General features: G+C 70.7%; 15 protein-coding genes and 2 pseudogenes. 10 read left to right on the top strand and 7 right to left on the bottom strand.

The window, feature by feature from the left end:
* Positions 1–3: 3 nt before the first annotated feature.
* From ACQEV2_RS37825 to ACQEV2_RS37815, 3 genes are read left to right on the top strand one after another with little or no spacing between them, the layout of a single operon-like run.
* Positions 4–939, top strand: a complete 936-nt coding sequence (locus ACQEV2_RS37825) for an NAD(P)/FAD-dependent oxidoreductase (protein WP_433052278.1) — start codon at positions 4–6, stop codon at positions 937–939.
* Positions 876–2,360, top strand: a complete 1,485-nt coding sequence (locus ACQEV2_RS37820) for a cytochrome ubiquinol oxidase subunit I (RefSeq protein ID WP_433052275.1) — start codon at positions 876–878, stop codon at positions 2,358–2,360. Before ACQEV2_RS37825 ends, ACQEV2_RS37820 begins: the two co-directional genes overlap by 64 nt.
* Positions 2,360–3,400 (top strand): cytochrome d ubiquinol oxidase subunit II, encoded by a 1,041-nt coding sequence (locus ACQEV2_RS37815; protein WP_433052272.1) that lies wholly within the window; start codon positions 2,360–2,362, stop codon positions 3,398–3,400. The genes ACQEV2_RS37820 and ACQEV2_RS37815 overlap by 1 nt, the downstream gene beginning before the upstream one ends.
* A 9-nt stretch (positions 3,401–3,409) precedes the next feature.
* Here ACQEV2_RS37815 and ACQEV2_RS37810 read toward each other — a convergent pair whose 3' ends face one another.
* A complete protein-coding gene (locus ACQEV2_RS37810; RefSeq protein ID WP_433052269.1) occupies positions 3,410–3,715 on the bottom strand; it encodes an SHOCT domain-containing protein in 306 nt (101 codons plus the stop codon).
* A gap of 269 nt (positions 3,716–3,984) precedes the next feature.
* Between ACQEV2_RS37810 and ACQEV2_RS37805 the strand changes: the two genes are divergently transcribed.
* Positions 3,985–4,356: a DUF7144 family membrane protein gene (locus ACQEV2_RS37805; RefSeq protein WP_433052266.1), complete on the top strand. Its 372-nt coding sequence runs from the start codon at positions 3,985–3,987 to the stop codon at positions 4,354–4,356.
* 32 nt (positions 4,357–4,388) lie between these two features.
* Here the strand turns inward: ACQEV2_RS37805 and ACQEV2_RS37800 are convergent, their stop codons facing one another.
* A complete protein-coding gene (locus ACQEV2_RS37800) occupies positions 4,389–6,143 on the bottom strand; it encodes a cation:proton antiporter (RefSeq protein WP_433055094.1) in 1,755 nt (584 codons plus the stop codon).
* Between the two features lie 120 nt (positions 6,144–6,263).
* Complete coding sequence (locus ACQEV2_RS37795) at positions 6,264–6,686, bottom strand: DUF6325 family protein (protein WP_433055091.1); 423 nt, start codon at positions 6,684–6,686, stop codon at positions 6,264–6,266.
* Positions 6,687–6,843: 157 nt separating this feature from the next.
* On the opposite strand from ACQEV2_RS37795, the gene ACQEV2_RS37790 reads away from it, so the two are divergent.
* Positions 6,844–8,181 (top strand): hypothetical protein, encoded by a 1,338-nt coding sequence (locus ACQEV2_RS37790; protein ID WP_433052263.1) that lies wholly within the window; start codon positions 6,844–6,846, stop codon positions 8,179–8,181.
* Positions 8,182–8,188: 7 nt separating this feature from the next.
* Here the strand turns inward: ACQEV2_RS37790 and ACQEV2_RS37785 are convergent, their stop codons facing one another.
* Positions 8,189–9,157 carry a DUF389 domain-containing protein gene (locus ACQEV2_RS37785; RefSeq protein ID WP_433052260.1) on the bottom strand — a complete coding sequence of 323 codons (969 nt, stop codon included), beginning with the start codon at positions 9,155–9,157 and terminating at the stop codon, positions 8,189–8,191.
* Here ACQEV2_RS37785 and ACQEV2_RS37780 point away from each other — a divergent pair.
* Positions 9,150–9,824, top strand: a pseudogene (locus ACQEV2_RS37780) (hypothetical protein); the annotation flags it as partial. The gene ACQEV2_RS37785 and the pseudogene ACQEV2_RS37780 overlap by 8 nt on opposite strands.
* Before the next feature lie 125 nt (positions 9,825–9,949).
* Positions 9,950–10,216: a hypothetical protein gene (locus ACQEV2_RS37775; RefSeq protein ID WP_433055265.1), complete on the top strand. Its 267-nt coding sequence runs from the start codon at positions 9,950–9,952 to the stop codon at positions 10,214–10,216.
* A 19-nt stretch (positions 10,217–10,235) separates the two neighbouring features.
* On the opposite strand, the gene ACQEV2_RS37770 is transcribed toward ACQEV2_RS37775, so the two are convergent.
* Entirely contained in the window at positions 10,236–10,892 is a 657-nt protein-coding gene (locus tag ACQEV2_RS37770; protein ID WP_433052257.1) for a GAP family protein, read from the bottom strand.
* A 199-nt stretch (positions 10,893–11,091) separates the two neighbouring features.
* On the opposite strand from ACQEV2_RS37770, the gene ACQEV2_RS37765 reads away from it, so the two are divergent.
* The 3 genes from ACQEV2_RS37765 (at position 11,092) to ACQEV2_RS37755 (ending at position 14,343) form a co-directional block, all read left to right on the top strand.
* Positions 11,092–12,033, top strand: a complete 942-nt coding sequence (locus ACQEV2_RS37765; RefSeq protein WP_433052254.1) for a YhjD/YihY/BrkB family envelope integrity protein — start codon at positions 11,092–11,094, stop codon at positions 12,031–12,033.
* Between the two features lie 54 nt (positions 12,034–12,087).
* Positions 12,088–13,668: a GMC oxidoreductase gene (locus ACQEV2_RS37760; protein WP_433052251.1), complete on the top strand. Its 1,581-nt coding sequence runs from the start codon at positions 12,088–12,090 to the stop codon at positions 13,666–13,668.
* Positions 13,669–14,028: 360 nt separating this feature from the next.
* Positions 14,029–14,343 (top strand): hypothetical protein, encoded by a 315-nt coding sequence (locus tag ACQEV2_RS37755; protein ID WP_433052248.1) that lies wholly within the window; start codon positions 14,029–14,031, stop codon positions 14,341–14,343.
* A gap of 353 nt (positions 14,344–14,696) precedes the next feature.
* Here ACQEV2_RS37755 and ACQEV2_RS37750 read toward each other — a convergent pair whose 3' ends face one another.
* The gene (locus tag ACQEV2_RS37750; protein ID WP_433052245.1) at positions 14,697–16,691 is read right to left on the bottom strand and encodes an acetoacetate--CoA ligase; all 1,995 of its coding nucleotides are present in this window, start codon (positions 16,689–16,691) and stop codon (positions 14,697–14,699) included.
* A pseudogene (locus ACQEV2_RS37745) lies at positions 16,688–18,267 on the bottom strand (bifunctional 3-(3-hydroxy-phenyl)propionate/3-hydroxycinnamic acid hydroxylase). Before ACQEV2_RS37745 ends, ACQEV2_RS37750 begins: the two are co-directional and overlap by 4 nt.
* Positions 18,268–18,277 lie beyond the last annotated feature (10 nt).

The following is an 18,277-nucleotide window of genomic DNA, read 5'->3' as shown; positions in this document are numbered from 1 at the left end:
CCGGTGGAGGACCATGTCACACCCCGCCGGGTGGTGATCCTCGGCGGGGGTTTCGCCGGGCTGTTCGCCGCCCGGGCCCTGCGCCGGTCACCGGTTGCGGTGACCGTGGTCGACCGTCGCGCCCACCCCCTCTTCGAGCCGCTGCTCTACCAGTGCGCTGCCCGAATCCTGTCGGAGGGCCAGGTCGCGCAACCGCTGCGCGCGGTCCTGCCACGCCACCACCGCGTGAGCTGCCTGCTCGCCGAGGCCACCGACGTGGATACCGGCGCCCGCCCCGTGCACGCCAGGCGGGCCGACGGCGAAGCCCTCACGCTGCCGTACGACGATCTCATCGTCGCGGTCGGCATGCGCCAGTCCTACTTCGGACACGGCGAGTTCGCCGCGCACGCACCCGGCATGAAGACCCTGAACGACGCGCTGGACATCCGCCGCCGGGTCTACCAGGCGTTCGAGATGGCCGAAATGGAGTTCGAGGCACGCACCGTGCTGTGGAGGGCGGGTATCGAGGCGCCGCCCATCGCCGCCGCGCCGGCCCGGGCAACCGGCGCCACCCAGGGCCGGGCCGGACGCATCGCCGTCGAACCCGACCTCACTATCCCCGGCCATCCGGAGATTCGTGTGACGGGGCGACGTCATGAGCCTCCGCAGCGTGGTAGGGGCGGTGCTCTGCTGGTCCGTCCTCGTCGCCTCCGGCTCACGACGCGAGCGCGCGTGCACCATGTCCGGTGCCGACGCGGCTGTCGGCCGCGACCGCGGACGCAAGGCGTCCTCGCCTCCTTTCTGAAGACAGCCCGGGCCATGCCTCCCCCCGCCCTCGCCACCTGTCCCAACTCAGCCCGCCCCCTCACGCGGGGGCGCAGACCAACGAGGCGCACATGCTCAGCACAGCGATCCACTTGGCGAACACTCCGCCACAACTCCTGCCGGCTCGCGAGCTGATGGCCTTCACCCTGGCCTCGCACATCCTGCTGGTCCCCTTCGGCGTGGCGCTTCCGTTCATCACCCTGCTGATGCACTACCGGGCACTGCGCCGCAACGATGCCGTCGCCCACCTGCTCGCCCGACGCTGGTCGGCGGTGATGGCAGTGCAGTTCGCCATCGGCATCGTCACCGGCACGGTGCTGTCCTTCGAGTTCGGCCTGCTGTGGCCCGGCATGATGGGCCGCTGGGGTGACGTCTTCGGCCTGGGGTTCGGCGTCGAGGCATGGGCGTTCTTCCTGGAGGCCGTCCTGATCGCGATCTACCTCTACGGCTGGCGTCGGCTCAAGCCCTGGACACACTTCTGGCTGGGCGTTCCGCTGCCGTTGGCCGCGCTGTTGGGGTCGTTCGGCATCGTCGCGGCCAACGCGTGGATGAACACACCGCAGGGGTTCCGCCTCGACGCCCAGGGCAATCCTGTCGAGGTCGACGTGCGGCAGGCAGTCTTCACACCGATGTTCGGACCGGAGTACTGGCACTTCGTGGTTGCGATGTTCATGACCGCCGGCTATGTGGTCGCCGGTGTGTACGCGGTCGGCTGGCTGCGCGGGCGCCGCGACCACTACCACCGGCTCGGCTTCACGTTGCCCTTCACCGTTGCGGCCGTCCTCACACCCGTCCAATTCGTGATCGGTGACTCCGCCGCTCGCGCCGTCTTCCACAAGCAGCCGGTCAAGTTCGCCGCCATGGAGCTCGTCTGGAAGACCGACACCCACGTACCCGAGTACATGTTCGGACGCCTGAACAGTGACGGGACGATCTCCGGCGGACTCAAGATCCCCCAGCTGGACTCGATCCTCGCCGGCTTCAAGCCCAGCACCCAGGTGACAGGGCTGACGTCGGTGCCGGCCGCCGACCGCCCCACTGCCGTCCAGGCCACCATCGCCCACTGGGCCTTCGACATCATGGTCACCGTCGGCAGCGTGCTGATCCTGCTCGCACTCTGGTACGGCTGGTGTTGGCTGCGACGCCGGGACCTCCCGCGCAGCCGCTGGTTCTTCCGCTGCGCCGCGGTCGCGGGAGTCGCGTGCCTGGTCACCGTGGAGTGCGGCTGGATCACCACCGAAGTCGGCCACCAGCCCTGGATCGTCTACCACCACATGAGGGTCTCGGAGGCGGTGACCACCACCCGCGCCGGATCCCTGTGGGCGATGCTCGGCATCGTCATCGTCGTGTACGTGGCCGTCTTCGGGGCGTTCCTCGCGGTCGTCCTGAAGATGCGCACCCGCTGGCGCATCGCGGACGAGGGCTCGGCCACCGCGGGGGCCGAACCGCCCCCGGAGACCGACACCCCCTACGGGCCCAGAAGCGAGCCTGAGCCCACAGCCGCCGGCGCGGCGCCCGGTGGCGGGTCCGACCACACCCCTGGGGGTGCGTCGTGATGGCCGATCTCATCGCCTGGGTGATGGTGCTCGCGATCGCCGCCTACGCCTGCGCCGGAGGCACCGACTACGGCGCGGGCTTCTGGGACCTCCTGGCCGGAGGCGCGGAGCGCGGCAAGCGGCCCCGCCGGCTGATCGACCACGCCATGGCACCGGTCTGGGAGGTCAACAACCTCTGGTTGATCTTCCTCTTGGTCATCATGTGGACCGGCTTCCCCACCCTGTTCCAGGCCGTCTTCGCCGCGCTGTGGCTGCCGCTCGCCCTGGCCGCCGTCGGCCTGGTGCTCCGCGGTGCCGGATTCGCGCTGCGCAAGCAGGCCCACCGACTCGCCCAACGACGGATCTACGGCGCGGCGTTCGCCGTCTCCTCGCTGCTCACGCCCTTCTTCCTCGGGACGGTGCTCGGCGCCATCGCCTCCGGTCGGGTCGCGGTCGGCACCACCGCCTCCGCGGAAGCCTGGGCCAACTCGACATCCGTCCTCGCGGGCCTGCTGGCCATCGCTGCCACCGCGTTCCTCGGGGCGGTGTTCCTGTGCTCCGACGCCCGCCGGTTCGGCGCGGACGACCTTGTCGACTACTTCCGCCGGCGGGCGCTGCTCGCTTTCGCCGCCGTCGTCGTCCTCGCGCTCATCGGCTTGCCCGTCACCCACGACGACGCCCGCTACGTCTGGGAGGGCCTCACCGGGGGCCCGGGCCTGCTCCTGATCATCTTGGCCGCAGTGTGCGGTCTGGCCACGGTGCTGCTTCTGCTGCGCCGGTCGTACGGCTGGTCCCGCCACACCTCGGCGGCGAGTGTCGCGCTGACCGTCGGTGCCTGGGGCTTCGCACAACGGCCCTACCTGCTGCCCACCTCTCTGACGGTGACCGAGGCCGCGGGCGCCGCTCACACCCTGCGCTGGCTGGCGATCGTCACGGTCGTCGCGATCGTGCTGGTCGGCCCGGCGCTGGTACTGCTCTACCGGCTCGACACACAGGGCGCGCTGCAGCCGCTCACCGACGTCGACACCCGGGTTGCCAGAGCACCCGGGGACAACGTGTAACCCCATCGGTCAGCCGAGGAGCCTGCGCTTCTGTTCCTCGAACTCGGCTTCCGTGATGACGCCTTGTGACTTGAGCTCGCCGAGCTGTTTGAGTTGGTCGAGCATGTCGGCCATGTCGTCGGCCCGCGTCGCGGATTGCTGGGGCTGCGACTGCGGCTGCGGCTGCGCGGAGTAGAGGGGCTGCGACTGGGGTCCCAGGTAGCCCTGCTGGGCGGCCCACCGGCCCCGCTGACGGCGCGTCACGCGGTTGGAGACGGCGGTCGCCGTTCCCGCGACGGCGGCAGTGCGGGCGATTCCGCGAAGAAGACCTGGCATGGCGATCCTTTCCCACTCGGAATCGATGAATGACTCACCGAACCGGAGCACAGTACGCGCCTCCATCGCACCATTGATCGGATTCCGCTGCATCTCGGCGGGATCCGATCCGACGTGAATTTCCGCCGATCTGCCGGACGCTGTGACTCGTGGCAGGCTGGAAGCGTGTGCGTCGTCGGCCATTCCGTCCGGCGATGAGACCCAGCCAACAGGAGCTCGAAATGGCCACGCACAATGCAGGAATTCGGCGAACCAGCACAGGTCGGGGAATGGCTGTAACCGGCTGGACGGCATTCGCCGGGATCATGATGATCTTCGGCGGCATCATGGCGGTATTCCAGGGAATAGCCGCCATAGCGGACGACGATCTGTTGGTCGCGACCCGTAATTACACCTTCCAGTGGAGCCTCACCGGATGGGGCTGGATGCACCTCGTCATCGGCATCGTGGTGACGCTGGCAGGCTTCGCCCTCTTCAGCGGGCAGCTGTGGGCCCGCATCGTCGGCGTCACCGTTGCAGGACTGTCGATGCTCGCCAACTTCGCGTGGCTCCCCTGGTACCCGTTCTGGGCCATCACGCTGCTCGTCGTGGACGGCTTCGTCATCTGGGCCCTGTGCGCCCGCACGGGTACCGACGCCTAGCCCGACGGACCGACGGGGGTCGCACCCACCCGTCATCCTCCTCCCAGCAGCACCGCCACGTCCCCGTCCTGCGGTGCGGGGGCGGCCGCGCGCGTGACCGGGAGCAGTCGGCCGTCGCCGCGCACCAGGAAGAGCAGATCGGTGCCGGCGGGGAGAGGACCGCTCACGCGGTGCGTCAGGACGCGGGCGCCTCGGTCGTATCGGCGCGCCAGCTCGGCTCCGGTCAGTGCCGCGCCGAAGAGCACCTCGTCGTCCGAACCCGAGTAAGGGGCGAAGACGCCTTCGCCGTCCATGGGCGGCCCCAGGCGGTGGACCGGGCCCTCGATGCCGGCGAGATTCGCGGCGGCCAGGGCGTTGAAGTCGTCCTCCTCGGTGAGCAGCAGAACCCCGGTGAGGCCTTCCAGCTCCGCACCGGCCCCGGTGGCTGCCGCGAACAGTTCCCCGCGGGCGAGTTCGAGGCCGGCGGCGGTGATCCTCTCCCGTTCGTCCTCATGTCCCGCCCACAGGACGACCTCCAGCCCCGCCGACCGCAGCGCCTGCCCCAGATCGACCACCCAGGGGGCGCCGCCCACCAACAGCGGCCGGGAGCGTGCCGAACGCACCACGTGCAGCCGTCGCGCCATGGGCGCTGCGGTCAGCCCGTACAGCGTGACCGTGGCCACGATCACCACGAACGTGGCGGGCAGGATCTTCGAGGCGCCGCCGATCCCCTCGTCGACAAGCGGCATCGAGAACGTCGAGGCGGTGGAAGCGGCCACGATGCCGCGTGGCGCCATCCACCCGAGGAAGCCCCGCTCCCCGCGCGTCAGGTCCGTACGCAGGGACGACACGAGCGCCGCCACGGGTCTGGTCACCAGGACGAGGCCGGCGACGATCCCGAGCGTCGGCAGCACGACGTGCCGCAGTGAGTTCGGGGTGACGGTGGCGGAGATGGAGACGAACAGCAGCCCGATGACCAGATGGACGAGCCTTTCGAAGAAGGGCTTGTGGGCACGGGCGTCGGCGCCGGGCAGGTTCGCCATGGCCAGCCCCATCAGGACGGCGGCGATGAGCCCGGTGTCGTCGCGGACGATGTCGCAGGCGGCGGCGACCCCGACCACCGCCGCCAGTTGCACCGTGGTGCCCAGCACCTCGTCCAGCCGCAGTCTGCGCAGCAGCAGGAACAGCACGGCGGACCCGACGGCACCGCCCACCACGCCGACCGCGGCACTGGCGAAGAAGGCCGCGAGTTGGCTGCCGAGACCATGGCGCCCACCCGCCACCACCGCATGGAAGACCAGTGCGCCCAGGATGCCGCCCACCGGGTCGATCAGGGACCCCTCCCAGACGAGGATCCGCTGGACGCGGTCCGTGGGGCGTACGAACTTGAGCAGCGGACCCACGACCGTCGGTCCGGACACGACCACGATCGCGCCGAGCATCACCGCCGCGCTCCATGACATCCCGAGCAGTGGAGTGGCGAGCAGCGCCGCCGACAGCCACGTGACGAGCACACCGAACCACAGCAGGCGCACCACGACCCGCCGGGTGTGGGCGGCAAACCGGCGCAGATCGAGCCCCAGGCCCGCGTCGTACAGGATGACAGCGACGGCCAGTGAGACCAGCGGCGAGAAGGTGCTGCCCAGCAGCCGCTCGGGGTCGACGTCGTCCGTCAGAGCGCCGGCGGTGAAACCGACCGGCAGCAGGACGACCAGCGCGGGGATCCGCAGCCGGCTTGCCAGCACCTGTGAGCCCACCGCCAGTACGACGATCAGGCCGAGGCCCGTGAGCACCTGGTCGGTGCTCACCACGGTGCCTTCCGCGCTACGGCCGACGGGGCCCGCGACAGGTGGCGCTGACGGGTTGTCACCGCGGCATGGGCCGAAGAGCCCGCAGGCTTCTCTGCCTCGGGACGCAGACTTGTCACGTCACGACGCGGCCTCGGCCGCTTCGAGCGAGGCCAGGACGGCCTGTACGGGGAGCCGCCCGGAGGCGACCAACTGGGCTCCGCCACGCCGCAGGGCGGCGGCGAAGGGCGCGGCCCACAGGTTCTCGTAGATCAGCAGGCCGGCGGAGTTGCCGGGCTCCACGGCGGCGGCGGCCTCCTCGAGGTCGTCCTGACCCAGGAGACCGGAGTGGACACCTTCGAAGACGGCGAGGTCGAGTCTGCCGTCACCGGTGAGATCGGCGATCTCCAGGGCGGTCACCGAGCCGTCCTCGTCCTTCCTGATGAACACCAGATCGAGGATCCGTATGAGGCCGCGGTCCACCAGATCGACCAGCAGCGGGAAGCCCTCGCCTGTCATTCGGTTGCCGGGAAACTCCACCACCACGTAGTCGATGGGTCCCATCTCGTCGATCGTGTCACTCACGGCGTCACCTCTGGTGCTCAGGGCCCCCTGAACGCCATTGCATCACCGGACACCAGTCGTCGCACCCGGTACGAATGTCACCCCGCCAGCCCCTCCCACCTCGCTCGACGACCCTCACCGGGATCTCCTCGAAGGCATGACAGGCAGCGACACGCCCTCACCGGAGCCGGAGCGCCCCCGTGCGACTCCTTCCGGCGATCAGCGCCTTTCACCACAGCAAGGCGACGAACTGGACGAGCTGCGCCGCCGGGTCAGCCAGTTGGAGAGCGTCCGACCCGAGCCGAGGCACCGGCTCCGGTCGCTGGGCTCGGCCCTGCTGATCGTCCTGGCGTCGGTGCTGGCGCTGCTCGCCGTGGTCGCGGTCTGGGCGAACAGCATCGTCCGGGACACTGATCGTTACGTCGCGACCGTGGCGCCGCTGGCCTCCGATCCCGACATCCAGCAGGCGGTCACCACCCGCGTCACCGACGCCGTGCTGCGGCAGATCGACGTGGACGCTCTGGTCGCGGAGCTGAGCCGGGCTGCGGCGCAGGAGGGCGTGCCCCCCAGGGCCGCGAGCCTCATCGGCGACCTCGGCGGTCCCATCAAGAACGGTCTGAAGGAGCTGGTGAGTTCCACCGTGATGCGGGTGGTCTCCAGCAGCGCCTTCGAGACGGCCTGGACGAACGCCAACCGTCGGGCCCACACCGCGGTGGACAAGGCGCTGACGGGCTCGGCCGACGCCACCGTGTCGCTGAAGGACAATCAGGTCGCCATCGACGTCGGGCCCATCGTGGCCCAGGTGAAGGAGCGACTGGTCAGCTCGGGTTTTGCGGCGGCCGCGAAGATCCCGGACGTCCACACGGACTTCGTCGTGGTCCACGGGAAGGACGTCGGCAAGATCAAGTCGTATCTGAGGGTGCTGCAGGTCATCGGCACCTGGCTGCCCGTCATCGCGGTGCTGATCGCCGCCGCGGGCGTGTTCCTGGCGTCCCATCGACGACGGGCATTGATCGGGGCGGCGCTCGGGGTGTTCGCCGCCATGGTGGTTCTGGGTGTGTGCCTCACTGTCTTCCGTGCGGTGTATCTGGACCATCTGCCGCCGGGAACGAACGCGGGCGCCGCGGGCGCCGTCTACGACGCGCTGGTGAGGTTCCTGCGTGCCGGCGTACGGGCGGTCGGGGCGCTGGCCCTGGTCACGGCCCTCGGGGCGTTCTTCATCGGCCCGTCTCGAGTCGCCGTGTTCACCCGTGACTTCTGCGGCAGGGGCATCGGCGCGGGGCGCGACGTCGCCGCCTCGGCGGGGCTGCGCCTGGGTGCGGTGGGCCGGTTCGTGCACCGCTTCAAGAGGTGGATCGGGGCCGCGATCCTGGCGGTGGCCGCGATCGTCCTGTTCGTCTGGAGCTACCCGACCCTGATGGTCGTGATCTGGACGGCGGTGATCGTGCTGGTGGCCTTCGCCGTCCGCGAGTTCCTGGACTCGGCGCCCGCCTGACACCCTGTCAGGCCGCTGGTGTCCGGTGTGCCGCGTGCTCGTCCCGGCGCTTGCGCACGCCGCGCCAGATCGCCCGCTGGCATTTGAGCGCGGCGGTGCCGACCACGATCAGGATGCCGACGTTGAGGAGCAGTTGCAGCAACGAGCCCCGCGCCTCGTCCCAGCTGGCGAAGGCGCACGAGACACCGATGTCGGCCCCCGCCGGAATGGTGGTGACCGAGATGAAGACACCGAGCAGTGCACTGGTACGGGCCTCCGCCAGGGACACGATGCCGACGATTCCGGCCAGCACGGCGACCGCCACCGAGAAGAAGTTCGGCGTGTCGATCAGGCTCGACACCGGCCTGATCCCCAGGTCGAACGCCCGCGGCTGCAGACCGAAGCCCCGGACGAGGAGGCCGAAGAGGAGGGTGGCGGCGACGGCCAGCAGGAACCCGACGAGCAGGGCGGCGAGCCCCCGCCGGATCCGGTCACCCGCGCGCCGGTCGATGCCGAGCGCGACGCTGGTGATCGCCCCGTACTCCGGTCCGACGACCATCGCCGCGACGATGAGGATCTGGGAGTTGGTGATGATGCCCACCGCAGCGATCAGGCCGGCGATCACCAGGAACAGGTAGAAGCTCGGCGGATAGCGGCCTTCGGCCCGGATCCTGGCCTCCACCTGCTCCCACACCGGTGCTCGCAGCCGCGCCCCGAGCTCCTGCGCCCCGACGGTCGCCGCGCGGTCGGAGAAGGCGAAGTCGACCGGCGCCAGGACGATGGATCCACGGTGCTCGAGCTCCAGGTCACGCAAGCCCCTGAGCACCTCGTTCGCGGCCCCGGTCAGCACGTCGCATTCGATGGAGTCACCGTCGGGATTGCGGACGCTGCCGGGATGCAGGACGAGATTGAGGACACACGGCTCGCTGCCGAGCAGTGCCATCGCCCGTTCCGTGAGATCCGGCGGGGACACCGCCCGGACGTGCAGCATGTCCATCGCAACCTCCGAGTCTGTGGTCGCCCGTCCATTAGGGCGGCGGCATCGGACCCCCGCAAATCGGGACGACCCGCGCCGAGCGGCTCCACGCGCGAGGTCCGGGCCCCTGCCGGATGGTGGGAGCATGCCGACCTCCCACGAGCTCAGCGAGGCGGACTTCCGGTCGCTGTACCGGCGTCTGCGCTGCGCGGCCCCCGGTGCGGCGTCACCCCGGGGCCCCCTGGACACCCTCACGCCCGAGCGGGTGCTGGCCGCCGTACGCGAGGTGCGTTCGGGCCGTACGGTCTCGCTGGCCGCTCCGGTGAACACCCTCGCCGGGCCTGACGACCCGGAGCCTGCCGAGCACCGGCTCACAGCTCCGGCGGGCGGCGTTCCACGGCCGGGCAAGGGCCTGGACTTCGCCAGAGACCGCTTCGCCATGGACGTCCACAGCGATGTCAACAGCCACATCGACGCCCTGTGCCACGTCATCCGCAACGGCACTCTGCACGGCGGCGTCCCGGCAGCCGACGTCCTTTCGCCCGACGGGGCGAGCACCCTGTCACTCGACCTGGCCCGGGACGGCATCGTGGGACGCGGTGTGCTGCTGGACATCCCGGGACTGCACGGCCTGCCCTGGCTCGAACCCGGTTCCCACGTCACCGCGGAGGACCTCGCAGCCGCCGAGGCGCGGCAGGGTGTCCGGGTCGGCCCCGGCGACATCCTGCTCTACGGGTCGGACACCGGCGGCGCCGCGAGGAGCGGGGGCCCTGGGCCGCTGCCGGCGCACGGGCCGGGCTGCATCCGGCCGCCATGGAGTTCCTGGCCGAGCGGGAAGTGGCGGTGCTCGGCAGCGACGGCAACAACGACACGGCGCCCAGCACCACACAGGGCGTGGCCTTCCCCGTGCACGTGCTCGCCGTGCACGCCATGGGGCTGCACCTGCTGGACTACCTGCGATTCGAGGACCTCGCACCGGTCTGCGTACGACAGGGGCGCTGGTCCTTCCTGTGTGTGATCGCGCCGCTGCGGCTGCCTTCCGCGACCGGCTCCCCGGTCAATCCGCTCGCCGTGCTGTGAAACTACGGCCACCTCGCGTTCAGGACGTCAGCTGGTAGATGCTCCTGCCCACCAGATACAGCCCCAGCAGCAGCGACCCGCCGATGAGCGCCTGGTCCTGGTGGGCCTGCATCCAGGTGCGCAGCTGTCCCAGCCGTGCGCGGGCGGAGTCGGGGGCGAACGTCGCGTAGATCTCCATCGCCAGCAGGCTGCTGGTGGCCAGCAGGCAGTAGCCGGCCAGGGCCACGTAGGAGGCGGTGTGGGACAGGTCGGCGTGCACCACCGTCGCCGCGCCCGCCGCTGCGAGCCCCCACGGCTGCAGGAGCGGCGCCAGTCCCGCCGCGGTCCACAGGGAGATCCGATCGAACCGCGTCATCATGCCGCCGGAGGGCTTGGGCCGGCGGCGAGACCGGTGGCCGGACCGGTGGCGGTGCTCGGCGTACCAGACCAGCCCCACGCCGATGGCGAGCCTGACAGCGAGCGACGCCGTGGAGGGCGGGGACTTGGGAGCCGGAGGCTCACCGCCGGTGGTGAGCAGCACCGCGGCGAGTACGGCGACGAAGGAGGCAAGCCAGGCGAGGAGGAATACCAGCCCGTTCCAGATCCCGCGAGGTGCCGACAGCACCAGGACGAACGCGGTCAGAGGCAGCGGATCGGCGGCGATCGCCAGGCCGATGAGCATCAGGTCGAGCACCATCGCTGCCCCCCGTGGCTCCATCCGGGCCCCGCCGCGTGGCCGGTCTCGCTCATGGCCTCATCGTCACCGCCCCGCCAGGGGCGCACAAATCCTCCGCGCCCGCAGGTACCGGCCCGGCGGCCGCCCCGCCGTCACCCGTACGGCCGCCGCCACGCGCCCGCCACGGGCCGCGTGCCCGCTGCGACGGCACCCTGGCAGCATGCAGCCAGGCAAGGGACCCGGACAGGACGGCCCGCCTTCGCAGGCGGGCCGGCAGCCCGGGCGCCGGCGGGCCGCGTCGGTCCGGTCCTGGATCCTCGGGCGGCGTGCCCGCGCCGAGACACGGTTCCCGGTGATCACGCGTCTCATGGCGCAACTGTTCTCGGTGAATGTGCTGGACTCCGCGACCCGGCTGGCCGCCCAGACGTTCCTCACGGCGGTACCACTGCTCTTCATGGTGGCCGCCTACGCCCCGCAGGGGCTGCGCGACCAGTTCGTCAGCTCCCTGCACGACGTCTTCGGACTGACCGGAAGCGCGGACGCGCAGTTGAAGGCGGTCTACCAAGGGGATACGTCCGAACTGCGCCAGAGCACCGGGGTCGTCAGCGGGCTGATGGTGCTGATCTCGGCGACCGCGTGCAGCCGTGCCATGCAACGGCTCTGCCAGCGTGCCTGGAGCCTTCCGGCGGCGAGGGTGCGGGTGGCCGCCTGGCGTTGGATCGCCTGGCTCGCCGCGTGGCTGGTCATGATCGGGGTGCAGGGGGCTCTGCGGGACGGCTTCGGCCACGGACTGTGGCTCGGCGTGCCGCTCCTGCTGGTCACCGAGGTCGGCATGTGGTGGTGGACGCAGCACCTGCTGCTGACCGGTCGCGTGCCGTGGCTGCCGCTGCTGCCGGGCGCTCTCCTGACGGGAACGGCCCTGAGCGTCCTCACCGCGGCTGCGAAGTTGTACGTGCCCAGGGCTCTCAATCACAGCCTCGACAAATACGGTTCGCTGGGCGCGGTGTTCACCCTGCTGTCGTGGCTCATCGCCCTGTGCGTGGTGGTGACCCTGTGCATCACCGTCGGTGCGGTCATCGCACGCGAACCCGCGTCGGCGCGGCGCCTGGGCACTCCCGGGTCGCCGGGAGCATCTTCCAGCGATACGGTCGTAACCGGATAAGGGCCCGGCGATACACCCGCAGGACCGGAGCGTGCTCCGAGGACGGGGGCCGGCATGAGCGACGCGCAGCACTACGACGTCATCATCATCGGAACCGGCGCGGGCGGTGGCACTCTCGCCCATCGGCTGGCGCCCAGCGGCAAAAACATCCTCATTCTCGAACGGGGTGACTACCTCCCCCGTGAACGAGACAACTGGGATTCCACGGCAGTCTTCGTCAAGGGAAAGTACCGCGCTCCGGAATTCTGGTACGACAAACACGGAAACCAGTTCCCGCCAGAGGTCAATTACTACGTGGGCGGAAACACCAAGTTCTATGGAGCCGCACTGTTCCGGCTGCGACCCGAGGATTTCGGTGAGCTCCGCCACCACGACGGCATCTCGCCCGCCTGGCCGCTGCGGTACGAGGACCTGGAGCCGTACTACACGCAGGCCGAGCACCTCTACCTGGTGCACGGCCGGCACGGCGAGGATCCCACCGAGGGGCCCACGAGCGCGCAGTACGCCTATGAGCCGGTCCAGCACGAGCCGCGCATCCAGCAGTTGAGCGACGACCTGGAGAAGTGGGGGCTGCACCCGTTCCATCTCCCGATCGGGGTGAACCTCACACAGGACGACCGGGGCCGGGCGACCCACGGCAGCGTGTGCATCCGCTGCGACCGCGTCGACGGCTTCCCCTGTCTGGTGGGCGCGAAGTCCGACGCCCAGGTCATCTGCGTCGACCCCGCGCTGCGCTACGACAACGTCGAGTTGGTCACCGGCGCCGAGGTCCGTCGCCTCGTCACGGACCCGGCCGGCCGGAGCGTCACCTCGGTCGTCGCGGCTCTGCCGGACGGTTCGGCCACGGAGTCCAGCGCCGACATCGTGGTCGTCGCCTGCGGTGCGGTCAACTCCGCGGTCCTTCTGCTGCGTTCGGCCGACGACCGGCACCCGGACGGGCTGGCCAACAGCTCGGGAGTGGTGGGCCGTCACTACATGCGGCACAACAACCTGGCCCTGATGGCCGTGTCCAAGGAGCCGAACGACACCAAGTTCCAGAAGACGCTGGCCCTGCACGACTGGTACCTGGGATCCGATGACTGGGACTACCCGCTCGGCGGCATCCAGATGCTCGGCAAGTCGGACTCCGATCAGATCCACGGGGAGGCGCCCCGTTGGGCCGGGACCGTCTCGCCGGACATGCCCTTCGAGGTGCTCGCCCACCACGCCGTCGACTTCTGGCTCTGCGGTGAGGATCTGCCCGCGGCCGACAACCGCGTCACCCTCGACCGGGACGGCGCCGTGCATCTGGCCCTGGACGAGAAGAACAACATCGCCGGGCTGAAGCGTCTGCGGCACAAGCTGCAGGGGATGCTCGGCCACCTCGGGATGCACGAACACCATCTGCTGCCGCACAGCATCTACCTGCACAAGGGGATGCCCATCGGCGCCACGGCACACCAGGCGGGCACCGTCCGCTTCGGCGACGACCCCGCAAGCTCCGCGCTCGACGTCCACTGCAAGGCCCACGACCTCGACAATCTCTATGTCGTCGACACGAGCTTCTTCCCGAGCATCGGGGCGGTCAATCCGTCGCTGACGGCCATCGCCAACGCTCTGCGTGTGGGCGATCACATCGTGGAGCGCCTGCGGTGAACGGGAGCAACCCCACCGGCCACGACCTGCGGCACCGCACCCACGCCGCCTGATGTGGAGCAGGCCCGGGAGCGGGCCGCGCGAGCCGCGTGATGACGAGGCCGACGTCCACACCAGCCACCAGCAGCAGCGGACCCCCCCCCCGGCCACCAGGGATCCGGCCGTCGGTCGACCACCGCGACGAGCTCGCGGTCGGCCGGTGCCGGCCGGTGCCGGCCGACGGCAGTGGCGCACCACCACCGCGGCCCTGCAACATCGCCGTGCGCCGTCCGGGCGCCCTGGATATGGTGGACAAGAAGGGCAAAACGCCAAAACGCATCGCCGATGGGTTAGTGGTCGACGGTGGGACGGATGGCAACCATGACCGCATCGACTGTCGCGCCACAGGACGCCCGCCCCGGCCGGCTCGGCGCCCCGGGCGCGGACGCGAAGACGGCAAGTGGGGCGGCTGAGCGCGCGGTCACCCACAACGCCGTGACCCTCGACGTGTTCGGCGTACGCGTTGAACTGCTCCCTCCCGAGCAGCTCGCTTTCCTCGCCGGCGTTGGCGTACTGGCCGCCGCGGAGATCATCGAGTGGCCGGTGGCGCTGGTCCTCGCGATCGGACACCAGCTCGCCCACAGCCATCACGGCCGGGTGCTGCGCGAGTTCGGCGAAGCGCTGGAAGAGGCCTGATCGTGATCCTCGGACGCCCACCTGCCGGCGTCCTACCTCCGGCCGACCCTGCCCCGCCGCCTCGACCCGGACGGCCTCCCGACCTACCCAACCTGGGACCTGCTGCTGCGGCCCTGGACGATTCTCCGGTCGCGGTCATCTGGCACTTCCAACTCGACGACACCCCGAAGGGCTGAGCAGGCGGACCAGATCGTTTGAGACGGGACAGCAGTGTTCCTCCGCGGAGGGTCGCTCTCTCATGAGACCGCGTGCGCCGGGCCGTGGAACAGCGGTTACTGACGCTCCATCAAGTAGGTGTGGAGCTCCACTGCTGAGCCGTTCTCGCTGTTGACCTGCCCGTACGTGGGAACGAGCTAGCCGAGCCTCTGAGCGCGCCGTTCGGCGCCGAGGCGGGCGTAGTGGTCGATCAGGTCGGGGTTGTCCACGGTGGCCGGGTTGACGACCTGCTCGACGGGGGCACCCTGGAGCAGGCGTTTGACCGGGACCTCGAGCTCCTTCCCGGTGCGGGTGTGCGGGATGGCCGGGACCTCGATGATCTCGTCGGGGACGTGGCGGGGTGAGGCGCCGGTGCGGATGGCCTCGCGGATGCGGTCGCGCAGGGCGTCGTCCAGCTCGGCGTCGGCCGTGAGGACCACGAACAGCGGCATCCAGTAGCCGCCGTCCGGCTCCTCCGCCCCGATGACCAGCGCCTCGGTGATCTCCGGGAGGCGTTCGACGACCTCGTGGATATCGGCGCTGCCCAGCCGTACGCCGTTGCGGTTCAGCGTGCTGTCGGAGCGGCCGTGCACGATCACCGAGCCGTGTTCCGTGACCGTGATCCAGTCGCCGTGCCGCCACACGCCGGCGCACGCCGAGAAGTAGGCGGCGCGGTAGCGGCTGCCGTCGGGGTCGTTCCAGAAGTACAGCGGCATGGACGGCATCGGCCGGGTGACGACCAGCTCGCCCACCCGGTCGACGACCGGGAAGCCCCCCTCGTCGTACGCGGTCAGCGCCACGCCCAGGTAGGGCGCTGACAACTCGCCCGCCCGGACGGGGACGGTGGGCGCTCCGCCGGCGAAGCCGGAGACGACGTCGGTGCCGCCGCTGATGGAAGCGAGCTGGACGTGTGCGCCGAGGTGCTCGCCGACCCAGGGGTAGGCGGAGGCGGGCAGGGCGGAACCGGTGCAGCCGACCGCGCGGATCGACGACAGGTCGTGCGCCGACGGATCGATGCCGAACTTGGCCATGCCCAGCAGGTACTGGGGGCTGGTGCCGAACAGGGTGACGCGGTGCCGGGCCGCCAGCTGCCAGAGGATGTCGGGCTGGGTGAGCGGGGCCGGGCTGCCGTCGTAGGTGCAGGTCGTGGCGCCGGTCAGGAGGGTGGAGGCGACCAGGTTCCACATCATCCAGTGGGTGGTGGTGTACCACAGGAGGCGGTCGCCGGGGCCGAGGTCGGACTGGAGGCCGAGGGTTTTGAGGTGCTCCAGCAGGACATCGCCGTGGCCGTGGACGATGCCCTTGGGCAGGCCGGTGGTGCCGGAGGAGAAGACGACCCACAGGGGGTGGTCGAACGGCACTGGCACACAGGTGAGTTCCTCGGTGCGGGTCGCCGCGTCCTCCCACGGCAGGACCAACGACGGGCAGTTCGACGCGAGCCCGGGCAGGCCCACGTGGTCCACCAGCACGGTCGCCTTCAACGTCGGCAGCGCCCGGGCCAGTTCGAGGACGGCCTCGCGGCGGTCGTGGGTGGTGCCGTTGAAGAGGTAGCCGTCGGCGGCGACCAGGACCGTGGGTTCGAGCTGGGCGAACCGGTCGGCGGCGGCCTTCGGGGCGTAGTCCTGTCCGCACACCGACCACACGGCCCCCAGGCTGGCGGCCGCGAGGAACGCGACGATCGCATGCGGCGTGTTGGGCAGGTAGCCGACGACGCGGTCGCCCTCCCCGACGCCCGGGTCGCGCAGGGTCGCGGCGACGGAGGCGACCTGGGCGCGCAGCCGGCTACCGGTCAGTTCGTAGCCGGAGCCTGTCTCGTCCAGGGCGATGATCGCCGGGGCGTCGTCCGTGAGGTTCCGCAGGGCGTGGTGGGCGTAGTTGAGGGTGGCGCCTGGGAACCAGCGGGCGCCGGGCATGGTCTCTTCGGCCAGGACCCGCTCGTACGGGGTGTCCGCGTCGATGTCGAAGTACTCCCAGACGGCGCCCCAGAATCCTTCCAGGTCGGTGACCGACCAGCGGTGCAGGAGGGGATAGTCGGTGAGGTCGGCCTCGACGCCCCAGCGCTGTGCGGCCCAGCGGCCGAAGTCCGCGATCCGGCTGCGCGCGGCGGACTCCGGGTCGGGGGTCCAGAAGGGGTTTGGGTACGGCGTGGTCATCGCGCGGTGCTTCTCGGCAGAGGGGTGGATGCGGGCTGTTCGGCGGGCCCGCGGGTGGTGCAGAGCAGGGGCGCCCAGGCGGCGGTGTCGGTGAAGTCGCCGCCGCCCGCCGGGACGACGTCCAGGACGACGCGGTCGGGGCGCAGCAGGACGGCGTCGGCACGGCCCGCGCGCAGCCATGCGGCGAGGGTGCCGTCGTCACCGGACCCGTGTACGTCGACGACCCGGGCGCCGAGTCCGTCGGTGAGCGCGCGCAGTGAGGGCGACAGCGGCACCGCGGTCAGTACGGCGAAGGAGTCCCCGAGGACGTCGTCGAAGCGGACCTGCGGTCCGTCCGTCGTCACCCGGGGCTGCGGGCAGTAGGTGCCGCCGAGTCGGCTGCGGCGTATCAGCGGACCGACGGGCAGCGGGCGACCGAGGTCCCGGCTCACCCGGCCCGTCACCCCCGGTATACGGCAGGCCGCGGCGACGGCGGTGCGGCGCAGTGCGGCCGCGCGGTCCTGGCCGCCGGTCATGGCCCAGCCGGTGGCGACCGCGAGGCGGATCACATGGCGGGCGTGCGGCTTCCGTTCCCGCTCGTAGGTGTCCAGCAGGCGCTCGTCGCCACCCTCCTTGAGGACGCGGGCGAGCTTCCAGGTCAGGTTGTAGGCGTCGCGCAGACCCGAGCACAGGCCCTGCCCCACGAACGGCGGGGTGAGGTGGGCGGCGTCGCCGAGGAGGAAGACGCGGCCCCGGCGCCAGCGGTCGGCGATGCGGGCCCGGAAGGTGTACTGGGCCTGCCGGATGACGTGGAAGTCGTCGACGCGGGAGATGTCCACCCAGGGGGCGACCAGCTCGCGCAGCCGCTCGCCGTCGAGGTCCTCTCCCTCGCGCAGGCGGAACTCCCAGCGGTAGCGGTCCTCGCCGATGCGCATGAAGGTCGCCGGGCGGTGTGGGTCGCAGACCTGGTCGACGCCTTCCCAGCAGCGGACGGCGGCTTTCGTCGTCACGTCGATGACGGTCCAGTGCTCCTCGAAGCGCAGGTCCTCCCACTCGGCGCCGATGGCGGCGCGGGTGAGGCTGCCCGCTCCGTCGCAGCCGAGGACGGCATCCGCGAGAAGGGAGTGTTCGCCCTCCTCGTCGTGGTAGGCGACGCTGACCGGTCCGTCCGCACGCTGTTCGACTGCCGTCACCTCCGCCCCGGCCCGCAGCTCGCACTCCGGGGTGCGGGCCAGGGCGTCGCGCAGCAGCCGCTCCAGCTCGGGCTGGTCGAACATGCTGGTCTGTGGGAAGCCGTGGTGTCCGTGCGGAGACCGCCGGAACTCGGCGATCACGCGGTGCCGGGCGTCCAGCAGCCGCAACCCCGCGCGGGACGGGCGACGGCGGCGAACTCCTCGTGGATACCCGCGGCCTGGAGGATACGGCGGACCTCGTCGTCGGTGGCGACGGCACGGGGCAGGGGGTAGACCTCCAGGTGACGTTCGAGGACGACGGTCCTCACGCCACGCCGGGCCAGTAGTAGGGCAGCGGTCACGCCCACAGGGCCGGCGCCGACGATCACCACGGGAACGTCTGCCGAGTCGTGCTCGACTGTCATGTGCGGCTCA

The sequence above is a fragment of the Streptomyces sp. CA-251387 genome (genome assembly GCF_050936625.1).
Lineage (GTDB): Bacteria > Actinomycetota > Actinomycetes > Streptomycetales > Streptomycetaceae > Streptomyces.
Note: the sequence above shows the minus strand (reverse complement) of the source record. Positions and strands in the feature narration are given on the sequence as shown.